The sequence below is a fragment of the Pseudomonas sp. KH_024_B2 genome, from assembly GCF_057839965.1.
The window spans coordinates 3,221,961-3,238,180 of sequence record NZ_CM174502.1; the positions used below are offsets into that span (position 1 = coordinate 3,221,961).

A 16,220-nucleotide genomic window follows, 5' to 3' on the forward strand; every position below is an offset into this window, starting at 1 on the left:
GTCCCACTCCTGTTCGCCGACTGTGGTTTAATTGCGCCCCCTCATTTGTCCCAACCTTCTGCTCGCCATCAGGAATTGATCGCTCATGATTCAGCCCCGCGCAACCAAAGTCCTGGTCATTGGTTACGTATGGCCCGAGCCGCGCTCATCTGCCGCCGGTGGGCATGTGATGCAGATCCTCGAAACCTTTTTACAGCAAGGCTGGGACGTCACTTTCAGCAGTCCCGCGGGCATTGGCGAGCACAAGGCCGACCTGCTCGCGCTGGGCATTCGTGAATGCCCGATCGAATTGAATAACAGCAGCTTCGATACTTTCATCGCCGAACTGGCGCCGGATATCGTGTTGTTCGATCAGTTCATGATGGAGGAGCAATTCGGCTGGCGCGTCGAGAAACAATGCCCCGACGCCCTGCGCATTCTGGAGACATCGGATCTGCAAAGCCTGCGGCATGCCCGTCACCAGCAACTCAAGGAACGTCTCAAGGCCAGCGATGACCAGGACGACTTCAGTGCACTGTTTGCCCCTGCCCTGCGTCAGGAATTCGAGCATATGGCCGAGACTGACCTGGCCAGGCGGGAAATCGCCGCGCTCTATCGCTGTGACCTGAGCCTGATGATTTCCGAAGTGGAAATCGAGCTGTTGGTCGAGCAATTCAAGGTTCCGCGCTGTTTACTGCACTGGTGTCCGCTGATGCTCGACAGTCCGCCGGGCGAGTTTCTGCCCTTCGAAGACCGCGCGCATTTTCTCAGCATCGGCAACTTCCGCCATGCGCCGAACTGGGACGCGGTGCTCTGGATGAAAACCACGATCTGGCCGCTGATCCGTCAGCAACTGCCCGGCGCGCAGTTGCACATATACGGCTCCTACACCCCGCCCAAGGCCACCGCGTTGCACAATCCGGCCCAAGGCTTTCATGTGATGAACTGGGCCGAAGACGCCTTGCAGGTGATGTCGGCCGCACGGATCTGCCTCGCACCGCTGCGTTTTGGTGCCGGGATCAAAGGCAAGATTTTCGATGCCATGCGCTGTGGCACACCCAACGTCACCACACCGATTGGCGCGGAAGCCATGAATGGCGACCTGCCCTGGCCAGGTGCGATTGCCGAAACCGCGAGCGCATTCGCCGAGGCCGCCGTGCAGTTGTATAAGGACCAGACCCTATGGACTCAGGCGCAGGTTCGTGGCCGTGAACTGTTGGCTGCCCGGTACCGGCAACAGGTCCATGGCCCCGCGCTGATCGAGCGTATTGCGCTATGCCGGGCAAATCTTGCGCAAGAGCGGCGCAACAACTTCACCGGCGGCATGCTGCGTCACCATCACCACAAAAGCACCCAATACATGGCGCAGTGGATCGAGGCGAAAAACCGCAGCAGTTGAAAGTCCTGAGCTGGCGCGGTTCACTGCAAGGAGGCATTATCGTTTCAGCCATAACAATAAAACGGCCCCGGCATGACCCGAGCAGCAAGAATCACCGATCCTTCCTACGAACTGATGGACGACCACAACGGGTTGTCCATCATCTATCGCCAGCACGGTTTTCCCAGTCCGCTGGTGCGCTGGCATTTCCATAAGGAATACGAGCTGCACCTGATCGTCGCCAGCTCCGGCAAGGTGTTCATCGGCGATTACATCGGTAACTTCTACCCCGAAACACTCTTCCTCACCGGCCCCAACCTGCCACACAACTGGATCAGCCAGATTGCCGAGGACGAAGTAGTCCCCAAGCGCGACATGCTGGTGAATTTCACTGACGAGCTGTTTGAAAGCGGTCATCAGGTGTTCGCCGAGCTCAAGGCCCTCACGCCCTTGCTCGAACGCGCGCAATACGGGATCGAGTTTCGCGGCAAACACACGATCCGCCAGGCAATGACCTTGATGCAACGCATCGCCGATTCCAACGGAATCACCCGGCTCGGGCATTTTTTCATTCTACTGGAACTGCTGGCGGCGACCGATGATTACCAATTGCTCTCGGGCGCGACCACCCCGCAACTGGCCGACGAACACAACATCGACCGCACCAACCGCGCGGTGGATTACATCTTTGCCCATTACACCCGCGAATTGCCGCTCGAAGAAGTCGCCGAACACCTGGGCATGAAGCCCACGTATTTTTCCCGAGTGTTCAAGCAGGCTACCGGACGCTGCTTCATCGAGTTCGTCAATCGCTTGCGGATCAGCAAGTCCTGCGAGCTACTGGCTGATGGCGACAAACCGGTCACCGATGTGTGCTTCGAGTCCGGCTTCAACAACATTTCCAATTTCAACCGGCGTTTTCAGCAGCTCAAAGGTATGACGCCAACTCATTACCGGCGCTTCGCTGTGCAGCGGCTGACTGAGCAGAATCCGGGTTGAGCCCAATCAAAATCAAGATCGAAAGCAAGACCAAAAGCTCGCAGTCTGCGGCGGCTAACAGGGGAAACGCGTACTCCGGCCCATACAAACAGGCCGGCCGGTAGGCCGCCTCGCTTTGGCTTTTGATCTGGCTTTTGATCTACCCGCCCCTTCGGCAGGCCGAGCGGAGGTGTTCATCAGGGGACTGGCGCGCAGCGCCCCTCGGCGAAGCCGAGGACATCGCATGGAGGTCGTCGCGCAGCAGACCGGAGGGCGATGCCCCCTGATGGACACCGCAGCGAGGGAACACCGAGCCTTAGCGAGGGGCCGGACGCTCGGGGCGAAGCCTTGCTTACTTTTCGGCGTCTGGAAAAGTGAGGCGCCGTAAGGGCGAAACCCTAAGTGGCCGTTACCGCAGGAATGGATATGTACACCAGCGAGAAATAGGCCGGCTGTAAGACCGTCATCGCGAGCAAGCTCGGCTCCCACATTTGATTTGGGTACATCCGCAAGAGACAGGTCGGCTGTCAGGCCGCCTTCGCAGGCAAGCCAGCTCCCACATTTGATTGGGTACATCCGCAAAAGACAGGTCGGCTGTCAGGCCACCATCGCAGGCAAGCCACACAGTGGTCTGTGTACATCCGCGCCTACGGATTTTTTGCTGAATCGTTTAATGCGCTTTACCCCTGCATCTCCCTCCAGTGCAAAAAAGTATCGATTCAAGTGTCATGGATGATTTGTCATCGCGTCGTTAGAGGGCTGTAATCAGCCCACATTCTTCCTTACCTGCGGAAGACATAAAAACAACAACGGTCCTTCTGCTGCCTGCCGGGCGTAGAAGAGGAGTGCGCGATGAAACCCTCTGTAAAAGCTCTGCTTGTCTCCACCTGCATGACCCTCAGCGGCGTCAGCCTTGGCGCACAAACCCTGACCATCGCCACGGTCAACAACAGCGACATGATCCGCATGCAAAAGCTCTCGAAGACCTTCGAAGCCGAGCACCCGGATATCAAGCTCAATTGGGTGGTGCTGGAAGAAAACGTCCTGCGCCAGCGCCTGACCACCGACATCGCCACCCAGGGCGGCCAGTTCGATGTGCTGACCATCGGCATGTACGAAGCCGCACTCTGGGGCGCCAAGGGTTGGCTGGAACCGATGAAAGACCTGCCCGCCTCCTACGACCTCAACGATGTATTTCCTTCGGTGCGTGAAGGCCTCTCGGTCAAGGGCACGCTCTATGCCCTGCCGTTCTACGCCGAAAGCTCCATGACCTACTACCGCACCGACCTGTTCAAGGACGCCGGGCTGACGATGCCTGAACGCCCGACCTGGGAGCAGATTGGCGAGTTCGCCAGCAAACTGAACAAACCCGGGCAGGATCAATACGGTATCTGCCTGCGCGGCAAGGCCGGCTGGGGCGAGAACATCGCGGTGATCTCCACCATCGCCAACGCCTATGGCGCGCGCTGGTTCGATGAGCAATGGCAACCGGAATTCAATGGTCCGGAATGGAAAAACGCGCTGAATTTCTACGTCGATACCCTGAAGAAATCCGGCCCTCCGGGCGCCTCCAGCAACGGTTTCAACGAAAATCTGGCGCTGTTCAACAGTGGCAAGTGCGCCATCTGGATCGACGCCAGCGTGGCCGGCTCCTTTGTCACCGACAAAACCCAAAGCAAAGTCAGCGAGCATGCCGGCTTCGCCTACGCCCCCCATCAAGTGAGCGACAAAAGTTCGGCCTGGCTCTACTCCTGGTCTCTGGCGATTCCGGCCAGCTCCAAAGCCAAGGACGCGGCGAAAGCGTTCACCAGTTGGGCAACCTCCAGGGAATACGGCGCATTGGTCGCCGAGAAAGACGGCATCGCCAACGTACCGCCAGGCACTCGCGCCTCGACCTACAGCGAGGCCTATATGAGCGCCGCGCCGTTCGCCAAGGTCACACTGGAATCGCTGAAAGCCGCCGACCCGAGCAAGCCGACCCTCAAGCCGGTGCCTTACATCGGTATCCAGTTGGTGACCATTCCCGAGTTCCAGGCGATCGGCACCCAGGTCGGCAAACTGTTCTCCGCCGCACTGACCGGCCAGAGCACTGTCGACCAGGCCCTGGCCGCCGCCCAGCAAACCACCGAACGTGAGATGAAGCGCGCCGGTTATCCCAAGTAACCCCGCAACCCCTGTGGGAGCGAGCTTGCTCGCGAAAGCGGTGTTCCAGTCGCAGAAGATGTGTCGGATGTACCGGCCCCTTCGCGAGCAAGCTCGCTCCCACACTGGATCTTCATCTGTCTGTTCCCAATTGGTTGTTATCACCATGAATATTTCAACGCTCAAAGCTCACATGGACATCCCCCAGCCGCTGCGCAAAAGCCGTCTGGCCAATCCCGGCTGGTTTCTGGTCAGCCCCTCGGTCGCCCTGTTGTTGCTCTGGATGATCGTGCCGCTGGGCATGACCCTGTACTTTTCGCTGATCCGCTACAGCCTGCTCTACCCCGGTGAAAACCAGTTCGTGGGGCTGGAGAACTTCAGCTACTTCCTGACCGACTCGGGCTTCCTGCCCGGCGCCACCAATACCCTGTTGCTGGTGGGCAGCGTGTTGCTGATCAGCGTGGTGCTCGGTGTGTTGATCAGCGCCATGCTCGAGGCCAGTGAGTTCCTCGGTCGCGGTATCGTTCGGGTGATGCTGATCTCGCCGTTTTTCATCATGCCCACCGTAGGGGCGTTGATCTGGAAAAACCTGATCTTCCATCCGGTCTCGGGGATTCTCGCCGCGCTGTGGAAGCTGTTCGGCGCCCAGCCCGTGGACTGGCTCGCGCATTACCCGCTGCTGTCGATCATCATCATTGTGTCCTGGCAATGGCTGCCCTTCGCGATCCTGATCCTGATGACCGCCATGCAGTCCCTGGACCAGGAACAGAAAGAAGCCGCGCGCCTGGACGGTGCCGGGCCGATCGCGATCTTCTGGCACCTGACCTTGCCGCACCTGGCGCGGCCGATTGCCGTGGTGGTGATGATCGAAACGATCTTCCTGCTCTCGGTGTTCGCCGAAATCTTCACCACCACCAACGGCGGCCCCGGCTACGCCTCGACCAACCTCGCCTACCTGATCTACAACCAGGCGCTGGTGCAATTCGATGTCGGCATGGCTTCGGCCGGCGGCTTGATTGCGGTGGTGATCGCCAATATCGCGGCGATCGTCCTGATCCGGATGATCGGCAAAAACCTGACTGACAAGCCTTGAGGCCTGCGCCATGACCCTTCAACAATCCCGTCGTCTGCAAAGCCTGCTGCTCGGCACCCTGGCCTGGGCCATCGCGATCCTGGTTTTCTTCCCGATCTTCTGGATGGTGCTCACCAGTTTCAAAAGCGAAATCGACGCCTTCGCCACGCCGCCGCAGTTCATCTTCACCCCGACGCTGGAGAACTACCTGCACATCGAAGACCGCAGCGGTTACTTCAGTTTCGCCTGGAACTCGGTGCTGATCTCCTTCAGCGCCACCGCCTTGTGCCTGCTGATCGCGGTGCCGGCGGCCTACTCCATGGCGTTCTACGAAACCAAACGCACCAAAGGCACGCTGCTGTGGATGCTCTCCACCAAGATGCTGCCACCAGTGGGCGTGCTGATGCCGATCTACCTGCTGGCCAAGAGTTTCGGCCTGCTGGATACGCGGATCGCGCTGATCGTCATCTACACCCTGATCAACCTGCCGATCGTGGTCTGGATGATTTACACCTACTTCAAAGACATCCCCAAGGACATCCTCGAAGCCGCCCGCCTCGATGGCGCGACGCTGTGGCAGGAAATGGTCCGGGTGCTACTGCCGATCGCCAAGGGCGGCCTGGCGTCCACCGTACTGCTGTCGCTGATCCTGTGCTGGAACGAGGCCTTCTGGTCGCTGAACCTGACCTCATCCCACGCCGCGCCGCTGACCGCGCTGATCGCCTCCTACTCAAGTCCCGAAGGTCTGTTCTGGGCCAAGTTGTCGGCGGTGTCCACGCTGGCCTGCGCGCCGATTCTGATCTTCGGCTGGATCAGCCAGAAACAACTGGTCCGCGGCCTGTCCTTCGGCGCCGTGAAGTAAACATTCTCGCGAACAATTAAAAGTGGAGGCCCATCATGGCCAACCTGAAAATCAAGAATCTGCAAAAAGGTTTCGAAGGCTTTTCCATCATCAAAGGCATCGACCTGGAAGTGAACGACCGCGAGTTCGTGGTCTTCGTCGGCCCGTCCGGTTGCGGGAAATCCACACTGCTGCGGCTCATCGCAGGGCTAGAAGAAGTCAGCGGCGGGACCATCGAACTCGATGGCCGCGACATCACCGAAGTCAGCCCGGCCAAACGCGACCTGGCGATGGTATTCCAGACCTACGCCCTGTACCCGCACATGAGCGTGCGCAAAAACATGTCCTTCGCCCTCGACCTGGCCGGTGTGGCCAAGGCCGAAGTCGATAAAAAAGTCGGCGACGCCGCGCGGATTCTGGAGCTGGAACCGATGCTCGAGCGCAAACCGAAGCAGCTGTCCGGCGGTCAGCGCCAGCGTGTGGCCATCGGCCGGGCGATTGTGCGTAATCCGAAAATCTTCCTGTTCGACGAACCGCTGTCCAACCTCGATGCCGCCCTGCGGGTGCAGATGCGCCTGGAGCTGTTGCGGCTGCACAAAGAACTGCAAGCGACGATGATCTACGTGACCCACGATCAGGTCGAAGCCATGACCCTGGCCGACAAAGTGGTGGTACTCAATGCCGGACGCGTCGAGCAGGTCGGCTCGCCACTGGAGCTTTATCACCAGCCGGCCAACTTGTTTGTGGCGGGCTTCCTCGGCACGCCAAAAATGGGCTTTCTCAAAGGCAAGGTCAGCCGTGTCGAGGCTCAGGGCTGTGAAGTCGAACTGGACGCCGGCACCCGCATCAGCCTGCCGCTCAGTAGTGCGACATTGAGCGTCGGCAGCCCGGTCACCCTGGGCATTCGCCCGGAGCATCTGAACCTGGCGCAACCCGGTGACTGCACGTTGCAGGTAACCGCCGACGTCAGCGAACGTTTGGGCAGCGACACCTTCTGCCACGTCCTGACCGCTTGCGGTGAAGCCCTGACCCTGCGCATACGCGGTGATCTGGCCAGCCGCTATGGCGAGACACTGAGCCTGCACCTGGACGCTGAACACTGCCATTTATTCGATGCCGACGGTGTGGCGGTTACCCGACCGCTGCGCGCCGCCGCCTGATCGCCGAGACCTTAGTAATGAAATTGAACCAGCAGAACCTCAGCCGTCTGGCGCCTGAAGTGGTCGTGCCAGCCTACGCAGTGGCTGATACCCGGCAAGGCATCGCACATATCGGTGTCGGCGGCTTTCACCGCGCCCATCAGGCGTATTACACCGACGCCTTGATGAACCTGGGTGAAGGCCTGGACTGGAGCATCTGCGGCGTCGGCCTGCGCCCCGAGGATCGCCGCGCCCGGGACGACCTGGCCGGCCAGGATTACCTCTTTACCCTGTATGAAATGGGCGACACCGACGCCACCCAGGTACGGGTGATCGGCGCCATCAGCGACATGCTGCTGGCCGAAGACGGCGCCGACAGGCTGATCGACAAACTCGCCAGCCCGCAGATTCGTATCGTCTCGCTGACCATCACCGAAGGCGGTTACTGCATCGACGACAGCAATGGCGAGTTCATGACGCACTTGCCGCAGATCCAGCATGACCTGGCCCATCCGGATGCACCGAAAACCGTGTTCGGCTTCCTCTGCGCCGCCCTGGCCAAACGTCGCGCCGTCGGCACTCCGGCGTTCACCCTGATGTCCTGCGATAACCTGCCGCACAACGGCGCGGTGGCCCGCAAGGCGCTGCTGGCCTTTGCCGCCCTGCGTGATGCCGACCTCCACGACTGGATCGGCGCCAACGTCAGTTTTCCCAATGCCATGGTTGACCGCATCACGCCGATGACCAGCGCCGCCCATCGCCTGCAACTGCACGACGAACACGACATCGACGATGCCTGGCCGGTGGTCTGCGAGCCCTTTGTGCAATGGGTACTGGAAGACAAGTTCGTCAACGGTCGCCCGGCCTGGGAGAAGGTCGGCGTGCAGTTCACCGATGACGTCACGCCCTATGAAGAAATGAAGATCAAACTGCTCAACGGCAGCCATCTGGCGCTGACTTATCTGGGGTTTCTCAAGGGTTATCGCTTCGTTCACGAGACCATGAACGACCCGCTGTTCGTGCGTTATATGCGCGCCTGGATGGACCTCGACGTCACCCCACAATTGGCGCCGGTCCCCGGGATCGATCTGACGCGTTACAAAGACACGCTGGTGGAACGTTTCTCCAACCAGGCGATTGCCGATCAGCTGGAACGGGTGTGTTCCGATGGCTCGTCGAAATTTCCCAAGTTCATCGTGCCGACCATCAATCGCTTGATCGCTGATGGTCAGGAGACAGAGCGCGCGGCCCTGGTGATTGCCGCTTGGGCGCTGTATCTGAAAGGTGTCGATGAGAAGGGTGACAGCTACCGCATTCCCGATCCGCGGGCCGGGTTCTGTCAGGCGTTGGTGGCTGATGATGGGTTGATCACGCAGCGGTTGCTGAGCGTGGAAGAAATCTTCGGAACAGCGATTCCTGAGTCGCCCGAGTTTGTCGCGGCGTTTGAGCGATGCCTTGACAGTTTGCGCGAGGATGGGGTGACCCGGACGTTGGAGCGGGTGTTGGAGAAAGTGGGTTGAGCCTCAGGCTTTTGTGGTGAAGCCAAAGCCGCCTTCGCGAGCAAGCTCGCTCCCACAGGTTGTTCGTTGTTCACACAATCGAAGGCTGGCGCGAATTCCTGTGGGGGCGAGCTTGCTCGCGAATGACCGTGAAGCGGTCACAACGATTTGTGCAGCAACGATATTGAACTGACGAACCAAGGTCTTTCCATGGCAAACCAATCACTCTTCCTCGGCATCGACTGCGGCACCCAAGGCACCAAAGCCCTTGTCCTCGACTCGATCAGCGGCAAGGTCCTGGGCCAGGGTGCGGCAGCCCACAGCATGATCAGCGGCGCCAATGGCCGCCGTGAGCAGGACACCGCGCAGTGGCTGGAGGCGTTCATCCTCGCCACCCGCCGGGCATTGCTCGCGGCAAACGTCAGCGGCCAGGAGATCCTCGGCATCGGCGTCTCGGGCCAGCAACACGGCCTGGTTCTACTGGACGAGCAGGGTGAAGTGCTGCGCCCGGCCAAACTCTGGTGCGACACCGAATCCACCCCGCAGAACGACCGGCTGCTGACTCATCTGGGCGGCGAACGCGGCTCGCTGGAGCGGCTCGGCGTGGTCATCGCACCGGGTTATACCGTGTCGAAACTGCTCTGGACCAAAGAACAGCACCCCAGAATCTTCGCCCGAATCGCCCATATCCTGCTGCCCCACGACTACCTCAACTACTGGCTGACCGGCCGCTGTTGCAGCGAATACGGTGATGCCTCAGGTACTGGCTATTTCAATGTGCGCACTCGCCAATGGGACTTGCAATTGCTGCGTGACATCGACCCCAGCGGCCGTTTGCAGTCGGCCCTGCCCGAGCTGATTGACGCCCATCAGTCGTTGGGTACGATCCTTCCGGGGATCGCCGAGCAGTTGGGCCTCAATCCAAAAGCGCTGGTATCCACTGGCGGCGGCGACAACATGATGGGCGCCATTGGCACCGACAATATCCAGCCCGGCGCGATCACCATGAGCCTCGGCTCCTCCGGCACCGTGTATGCCTACGCCGAACAGCCGCACGTCAGCCCGGATGCGTCGGTGGCAACCTTCTGCTCATCCAGTGGCGGCTGGTTGCCCTTGATCTGCACCATGAACCTGACTAATGCCACGGGAGTGATTCGTGAACTGTTCGAGCTGGACATCGAACGCTTCAACCAGTTGGTCGCCGAGGCTCCTGTCGGCGCCGAAGGCGTGTGCATGCTGCCATTCCTCAATGGCGAACGGGTTCCCGCCCTGCCCCATGCCACCGGCAGTCTGCTGGGCTTGACCATGAGCAACCTGACCCAGGCCAACCTGTGCCGTGCGGTGGTCGAAGGCACCACCTTCGGTTTGCGCTATGGCCTGGACCTGCTGCGCAATAACGGTTTGCAGAGCCGCAGTATCCGGCTAATTGGCGGCGGCTCGAAAAGCCCACTGTGGCGACAGATGGTCGCCGATATCATGAACACCCCGGTGATCTGCACCGAACAAAGCGAAGCCGCTGCCCTGGGTGCGGCAATTCAGGCCGCCTGGTGCGAGTCCTGGGTAAATGGAACAGAACACAGCCTGCTTGAACTGTGCGAGCGCTGTGTCAGCCTCGATCCGGCCAGCGAAACCTTGCCCATCGAGGCTAATGTGAGCGCCTATCAACAGGTTTATGAACGCTATCAACAGCATGTAGCAACCCTTTAAAGAGCGAATGACTATGTATCTGGTATGTGGCGAGGCGCTGTTCGATTTCTTCAGTGAGAACGACGCCAGCGGTCAGGCTTCAAAAGTGAATTTCAAGGCAATTGCCGGCGGTTCGCCGTTCAACGTGGCGCTGGGTTTGCGCCGTTTGGGCATCGACGTGGCGCTGTTTGCCGGGCTATCTACCGACTACCTCGGCCGCCGTTTGCAGCAAGTGCTGCGCGAAGAAGGCGTGCGCCCGGACTACCTGCTGGACTTCGACGCGCCCACCACGCTGGCGATGGTCGCCGTCGGTGCCGATGGCTCGCCGCATTACAGCTTCCGCGGTGAAGGCTGTGCCGATCGTCAGCTACAGGTCGAACACTTGCCTGAACTGGGGCCAGAGGTTCGTGGCCTGCATATCGGCTCGTTCTCGCTGGTGGTGCAGCCGGTTGCCGACACCCTGCTCGCCCTGGTACACCGGGAAAGCGGCAAACGCCTGATCAGTCTCGATCCCAACGTGCGGCTCAACCCTGAGCCGAATATCGGACTCTGGCGCGAACGCATCAGCACGCTGGTCGAGCACGCCGACCTGATCAAGGTCAGCGACGAAGACCTGAACCTGCTCTACCCCGAGCGTGACCCGCAGAGCGTGATCGAAAGCTGGCTGGAACACCGCTGTCAGTTGGTATTCCTCACCCGAGGCGGCCAGGGAGCAACGGTATTCAGCCGCCGCCATGGCAGTTGGTCGGTGCCGGCCTGCTCCGTGGTGATGGCCGATACCGTGGGCGCCGGCGACACCTTTCAAGCCGCATTGATTGCCTGGCTCACAGAACAGCAACTTGACTCAATCGAAGGCCTGCAGCGCCTGACCCGCGAGCAAATCAACGCCATGCTCACCTTCGCCGTCAGTGCCGCCGCCCTGACCTGCAGCAAAACCGGGCCGGATTTGCCGTATCGGCATCAGCTCGATTGAGATCTGGTCGAGATCTACTTTGATCTGCTCTGACGTCATCGCGAGCAGGTCGGATCGCCGCACCGTCGCTCCCACACTAAATCTGCGTTAGCCACACATTGTGTGCACACCGCAATTCAAATGTGGGAGCGACGGTGCGGCGATCCGACCTGCTCGCGATGACGGTAGAACAAGCAACACAAATCCTGGTCCGAATCTGATTGTCGCACCTCAGAAAAGCTGCAAGCTCCCAACTTAATTATTGGCTAATCCAGCAGTCTAAAATTAAACAGGACCGCGTTAGCGCAGAATATTCCTGACGCCCTGCGCGGCAAGTTCGACGTCGTTTCAACGTCGGATTGACGATTCAGAGCAGCTCGGAGAATTCTCATGAACAGTCGTACATTGCTGATTGCAGGTGCCCTCGCCCTTTCTGCATTTGCCGGTGCAGTTCAGGCCGACACCGACACCACCACCCAAGCCGTGCCCTATCACTACGGAATGCCGTTGCATGTGGCCAAAGTAGTTTCCATGACCGAGCCGTCAACGATGGAGTGCAAGGTGATTACCGCGAACATGAAGTTCATCGATATAGCAGGCGAGCTCAAGGAAATCAGTTATCTCAAGCTGTCGGATGCCTGCGTTTATCAGAACTGACTGGCATAACCGCTAGCGGTAATAGTCGAGATCGCGCTTGGTCTGGGGTTTATCCAGACCAGGCGCGCATCAATCGGGCTCACGCAAACAATGGGTTAATGCGGTTTCGCCCCCAAGCCGACGAAAGGGTGGCTACCTGGGTTGTGTTCAAGGTCGTAGCGCAACTCTGCGATCAGGTCGCCAATCTCGCGGCATCCGTTGAGGCGGTCCGCTTTTATGCCTGTGACTACCAATTCCACGCGGTCGGTTTCGTGGTCGCCGTACACCTTCACCGTCATCGACAAATCCGGGGACAAGGTGCATTGGCAACGCTTGGGCAGGAAACTGCCTTCAATGATATGGCGTACTTCCAAGGCAGAAAGAAACATCGTGACCCTCTCTTTAGCAGGAGACTGTCTATCAGTTTTTGTCAGTACCATGTGTATTCGCAAGCCACCCGGGCTGAGTGACTTCCTGCATTGCTCCACCGACCCTGGAGAGCCAATGCCAATTCCTAGAGTAGGCCGATTTTCCGATCCCTGTCAGCTTTTTTTAATCGTTGATTCAAAGGCCTTCATTTACCTTCTAAGCTTTTTGGAACTGGCCTTGCCAAGACTTTTTTGGCATAAAGAAATAGACTCGAATGCATGCATTTATTTTACGTTCCTGCGCCCGGTACTCTCTTGATGACTCCCCTGCCACGCTGAATACCCGGTTCATCTACCCAAGGAAGGAATACATGAAAGCTGTCGCACTCCCTTTGATCGCCCTCATCGCCTTCGCCGGCTATACCGTCTCGGTGATGTTACAGGCCGAGCAGTCGCTGATTGATTTTGGTATCAGCCTGATGTCCCGCCCGGATACTGCGCAAGTGGTGATCGATCTCTATCTATTGGCGACACTGGCCTGCGTCTGGATGTACAAGGATGCGCGCAGTCGTGGTCAGTCGGTACTTGCGGTGCTGCCGTACCTGCTGATCACCGCGGTTTTCGTGTCCATTGGGCCGTTGCTGTATCTGGTGATGCGGGGGCTTCGCGGGCCGAGCTCAAATGTCTTCTAACGGAACGCGGGCTTGATGCGAAGACAATCCAATGTGGGAGCGAGCTTGCTCGCGATGCAGGCGACACGATTTGTCTGTAACACCGAGGTGATGCCATCGCGAGCAAGCTCGCTCCCACCCTGTAGATTGCATCTGCCCATCTACTTAACTAACAGGCATCAGCACTGTTCTTAGGGTCGATCACTCCAACCCGATTCTATACAACGCCCCATCATCCTCATCGGTCAGTACATACAGGTAACCATCCGGGCCCTGCCGCACATCCCGAATCCGCGCGTTCAGCTCACCGAGCAGACGTTCTTCGTGGACGACCTTGTCGCCCTCGAATTGCAGGCGGATCAGCTCCCGGGATACCAGCGCTCCGATAAACAGGTTGTGCTGCCAGACTTTGAATCGGTCGGCGTCGTAGAACGCCATGCCACTGATGGCCGGGGATTTTTCCCAGACATGGTGTGGTGCCACGGTGCCTTCGGCGGTTTTGCCCCTGGCTTCCGGTATCGGCCCGCCCGAGTAATTGATGCCGTGGGTCGCCAGCGGCCAGCCGTAGTTCTTGCCGCGTTCGACGATGTTGACTTCATCACCGCCCCTGGGCCCGTGTTCGTTTTCCCAGAGCGTACCGCTCCAGGGGTTCAGCGCTGCGCCTTGCGGATTGCGATGGCCATAGGACCAGATTTCCGGGCGTACGCCTTGCTGACCGACAAAGGGGTTATCGTCCGGCACTTTACCGTCAGGATAGATCCGCACGATTTTGCCCTGGAGCTTGTCGAGGTCCTGGGCCGTTGCCCGATCGTTGTTTTCGCCCAGGGTAATGAACAGATAGCCGTCGCGGTCGAACACCAGCCGCGAGCCGAAGTGAAGTCCGGTGGAAAGCTTCGGCTCCTGACGGAAGATCACCTTGAAATCCTTCAATTGGCTCAAGTCTTCGGACAATCGCCCACGACCGACCGCGGTTCCAGCAGTCCCCCCCTCACCACCGCCTTCGGCATACGAGAGATAGACCATGCGGTCCTCGTTGAAAGCCGGCGACAGCACCACATCCAGCAGACCACCCTGCCCTTTGGCCCAAACCTTTGGCACTCCGCTCAGCGGGGCGGACAGTTTGCCTTCAGGACTGACAAGGCGCAGGTTGCCCGGCCTTTCGGTCACCAGCATGCCTTTTTTGTCCGGCAGGAATGCCAGCGCCCATGGATGCTCAAGACCTTTGGTGATCCGGGTTGCACTGAGGGTGCCTTGCTCGCTTTGAAACTGCTGGTTTTGAGCGGCAAAGGCCGGCACCGTCACCAGAGCGCTGGCACAGAGGGTTGCCAGAAGAGTTTTACGCAACATGCACGATTCCTTTTGTCGAAAAAATGACCGGCAAGACTTCCTCGTCCACCGCTCAACGCTTGCTGTCATTCGAATCTCTTGGGGCCGATTGTGGCTGGATAATGGGTCTGACCGCGCCCGGCTCAGAACCGTTGCGTGGATAGCCATTGCGGATGCCGCCGTTTTCCAGGGTCGGTGGACGCGGCACTGGCACGAAATTCGGCGAGCGAACCGTCGGGGCGCTGGGCCGAGTGCCCTGCATGCTGTTGGGATTGGCCCGACGGATCGGGCTGTTGTAAGGATTGTCGCTGCTGCCCGGTAGATTCTGGGCAAGGACCATGGGTTGGCGCGCGGCATCCTCTGACGTGAGTGCTTCTGGTCGGGCCTGGACCAGGCTGCTCAGCAAACCACTCAATGCCAGCACTATGAATCTGAGCACAAGCCTGTTCATTGGATACCTCCTTTGTGTAGCCAAGACGCCAAAAACTTTCCCTTCGATAACACGCTACGCGCCGGGTTCGGATTTGTTAACAAAAAGTCCCTCGGAACATGTAACACGAACTCTCAAGACCGCTGATCCGCCGGAAAATCCCTGGCCGCAACCGACTGAAACTTTGCCGCGCGCCACAGGTCACCTGAACATTAGAGGCTTGCAGGACTACGGCGATGGCACGGGCAATCTGGAAAGGCGCAATCAGTTTCGGGCTGGTGTATATCCCGGTGGCGCTGGTCTCGGCCACCTCTTCCCACGGGGTCGATTTCTCCTGGCTGGATTCACGCAGCATGGACCCGGTGGGTTACAAGCGGGTCAACAAAGTCACCGGCAAGGAAGTGACCATGGAACACATCGTCAAAGGCGTGGAGTACGAAAAAGGTCGCTACGTGGTCCTCAGCGAAGAGGAAATTCGCTCGGCGCATCCCAAGTCGACCCAGACCATCGACATCTTTGCCTTTGTCGACAGCGAGCAAATCCCGCTGCAACACATCGACACTCCGTATTTCCTGGCACCCGACAAGCGCGGCGGCAAGGTCTATGCCTTGCTGCGCGAAACCCTGAATAACACCAACAAGGTCGCCCTCGCCCAAGTGGTGCTGCATACCCGCCAACATCTTGCGGCGCTGATGCCGCTCGAATCGGCCCTGGTGCTGGTGATGCTGCGCTGGCCGGCCGAAGTGCGCAGCCTCGACGAGCTGGCCCTGGGCAGCGACGTGACCAAGCCCGACCTGGCCAAGGGCGAGCTGGATATGGCCAAACGTCTGGTGGAGGACATGAGTGCCGATTGGCAACCGGACGAGTACCGCGACAGCTTCGAGGACAAGATCATGCAACTGGTCGACCAAAAAGCCCGCGAAGGCAAGATCGAAACCGTCGAAGCCGATACCGGTGAAGAAGAGCGCAGAACTGCCGATGTGATCGACCTGACCGAGTTGCTCAGACGCAGCCTGGCGGGTAAAGCACCGGGTAAATCCACGTCCAGGTCAGGCAAGCCTGCCGGCAAGACCGCCCCAGCCAAAAAGGCCACGAAGACCTCGCGCGGCTGAACGCCTCGCGG

The 16,220-nt window shown here is 59.2% G+C and carries 15 protein-coding genes; 12 read left to right on the top strand and 3 right to left on the bottom strand.

Annotation, left to right across the window (positions count from 1 at the left end; all coding sequences use genetic code 11):
- Positions 1-85 precede the first annotated feature (85 nt).
- The 10 genes from AC3I0A_RS15035 (at position 86) to AC3I0A_RS15080 (ending at position 12,323) form a co-directional block, all read left to right on the top strand.
- On the top strand, positions 86-1,378 hold the full coding sequence (locus AC3I0A_RS15035; protein ID WP_489372711.1) for a glycosyltransferase: 1,293 nt from the start codon (positions 86-88) through the stop codon (positions 1,376-1,378).
- Positions 1,379-1,450: 72 nt separating this feature from the next.
- Entirely contained in the window at positions 1,451-2,356 is a 906-nt protein-coding gene (locus AC3I0A_RS15040; RefSeq protein WP_489372713.1) for an AraC family transcriptional regulator, read from the top strand.
- A gap of 831 nt (positions 2,357-3,187) precedes the next feature.
- A complete protein-coding gene (locus AC3I0A_RS15045) occupies positions 3,188-4,498 on the top strand; it encodes an ABC transporter substrate-binding protein (protein ID WP_489372714.1) in 1,311 nt (436 codons plus the stop codon).
- Positions 4,499-4,670: 172 nt separating this feature from the next.
- On the top strand, positions 4,671-5,570 hold the full coding sequence (locus AC3I0A_RS15050; RefSeq protein ID WP_489378509.1) for a carbohydrate ABC transporter permease: 900 nt from the start codon (positions 4,671-4,673) through the stop codon (positions 5,568-5,570).
- Positions 5,571-5,580: 10 nt separating this feature from the next.
- Entirely contained in the window at positions 5,581-6,411 is an 831-nt protein-coding gene (locus AC3I0A_RS15055; RefSeq protein ID WP_489372716.1) for a carbohydrate ABC transporter permease, read from the top strand.
- Positions 6,412-6,446: 35 nt separating this feature from the next.
- Complete coding sequence (locus AC3I0A_RS15060) at positions 6,447-7,550, top strand: ABC transporter ATP-binding protein (RefSeq protein ID WP_489372717.1); 1,104 nt, start codon at positions 6,447-6,449, stop codon at positions 7,548-7,550.
- 17 nt (positions 7,551-7,567) lie between these two features.
- The gene (locus AC3I0A_RS15065; RefSeq protein WP_489372718.1) at positions 7,568-9,049 is read left to right on the top strand and encodes a mannitol dehydrogenase family protein; all 1,482 of its coding nucleotides are present in this window, start codon (positions 7,568-7,570) and stop codon (positions 9,047-9,049) included.
- A 189-nt stretch (positions 9,050-9,238) separates the two neighbouring features.
- Complete coding sequence (gene xylB, locus AC3I0A_RS15070) at positions 9,239-10,735, top strand: xylulokinase (protein ID WP_489372720.1); 1,497 nt, start codon at positions 9,239-9,241, stop codon at positions 10,733-10,735.
- Between the two features lie 13 nt (positions 10,736-10,748).
- Positions 10,749-11,687, top strand: a complete 939-nt coding sequence (locus AC3I0A_RS15075; protein ID WP_489372722.1) for a carbohydrate kinase family protein — start codon at positions 10,749-10,751, stop codon at positions 11,685-11,687.
- A gap of 369 nt (positions 11,688-12,056) precedes the next feature.
- Positions 12,057-12,323 (top strand): DUF2790 domain-containing protein, encoded by a 267-nt coding sequence (locus AC3I0A_RS15080; protein ID WP_489372724.1) that lies wholly within the window; start codon positions 12,057-12,059, stop codon positions 12,321-12,323.
- 95 nt (positions 12,324-12,418) lie between these two features.
- Here AC3I0A_RS15080 and AC3I0A_RS15085 read toward each other — a convergent pair whose 3' ends face one another.
- On the bottom strand, positions 12,419-12,691 hold the full coding sequence (locus tag AC3I0A_RS15085; protein WP_489372726.1) for a DUF1652 domain-containing protein: 273 nt from the start codon (positions 12,689-12,691) through the stop codon (positions 12,419-12,421).
- A 350-nt stretch (positions 12,692-13,041) separates the two neighbouring features.
- On the opposite strand from AC3I0A_RS15085, the gene AC3I0A_RS15090 reads away from it, so the two are divergent.
- Positions 13,042-13,362: a DUF2834 domain-containing protein gene (locus AC3I0A_RS15090; protein ID WP_489372728.1), complete on the top strand. Its 321-nt coding sequence runs from the start codon at positions 13,042-13,044 to the stop codon at positions 13,360-13,362.
- Between the two features lie 180 nt (positions 13,363-13,542).
- Here the strand turns inward: AC3I0A_RS15090 and AC3I0A_RS15095 are convergent, their stop codons facing one another.
- Both AC3I0A_RS15095 and AC3I0A_RS15100 read right to left on the bottom strand, forming a co-directional pair.
- Complete coding sequence (locus AC3I0A_RS15095; protein WP_489372729.1) at positions 13,543-14,688, bottom strand: PQQ-dependent sugar dehydrogenase; 1,146 nt, start codon at positions 14,686-14,688, stop codon at positions 13,543-13,545.
- 52 nt (positions 14,689-14,740) lie between these two features.
- A complete protein-coding gene (locus AC3I0A_RS15100) occupies positions 14,741-15,118 on the bottom strand; it encodes a hypothetical protein (RefSeq protein WP_489372731.1) in 378 nt (125 codons plus the stop codon).
- 215 nt (positions 15,119-15,333) lie between these two features.
- Here AC3I0A_RS15100 and ku point away from each other — a divergent pair, with 215 nt between their 5' ends.
- Entirely contained in the window at positions 15,334-16,209 is an 876-nt protein-coding gene (gene ku / locus AC3I0A_RS15105; protein ID WP_489372732.1) for a non-homologous end joining protein Ku, read from the top strand.
- Positions 16,210-16,220 lie beyond the last annotated feature (11 nt).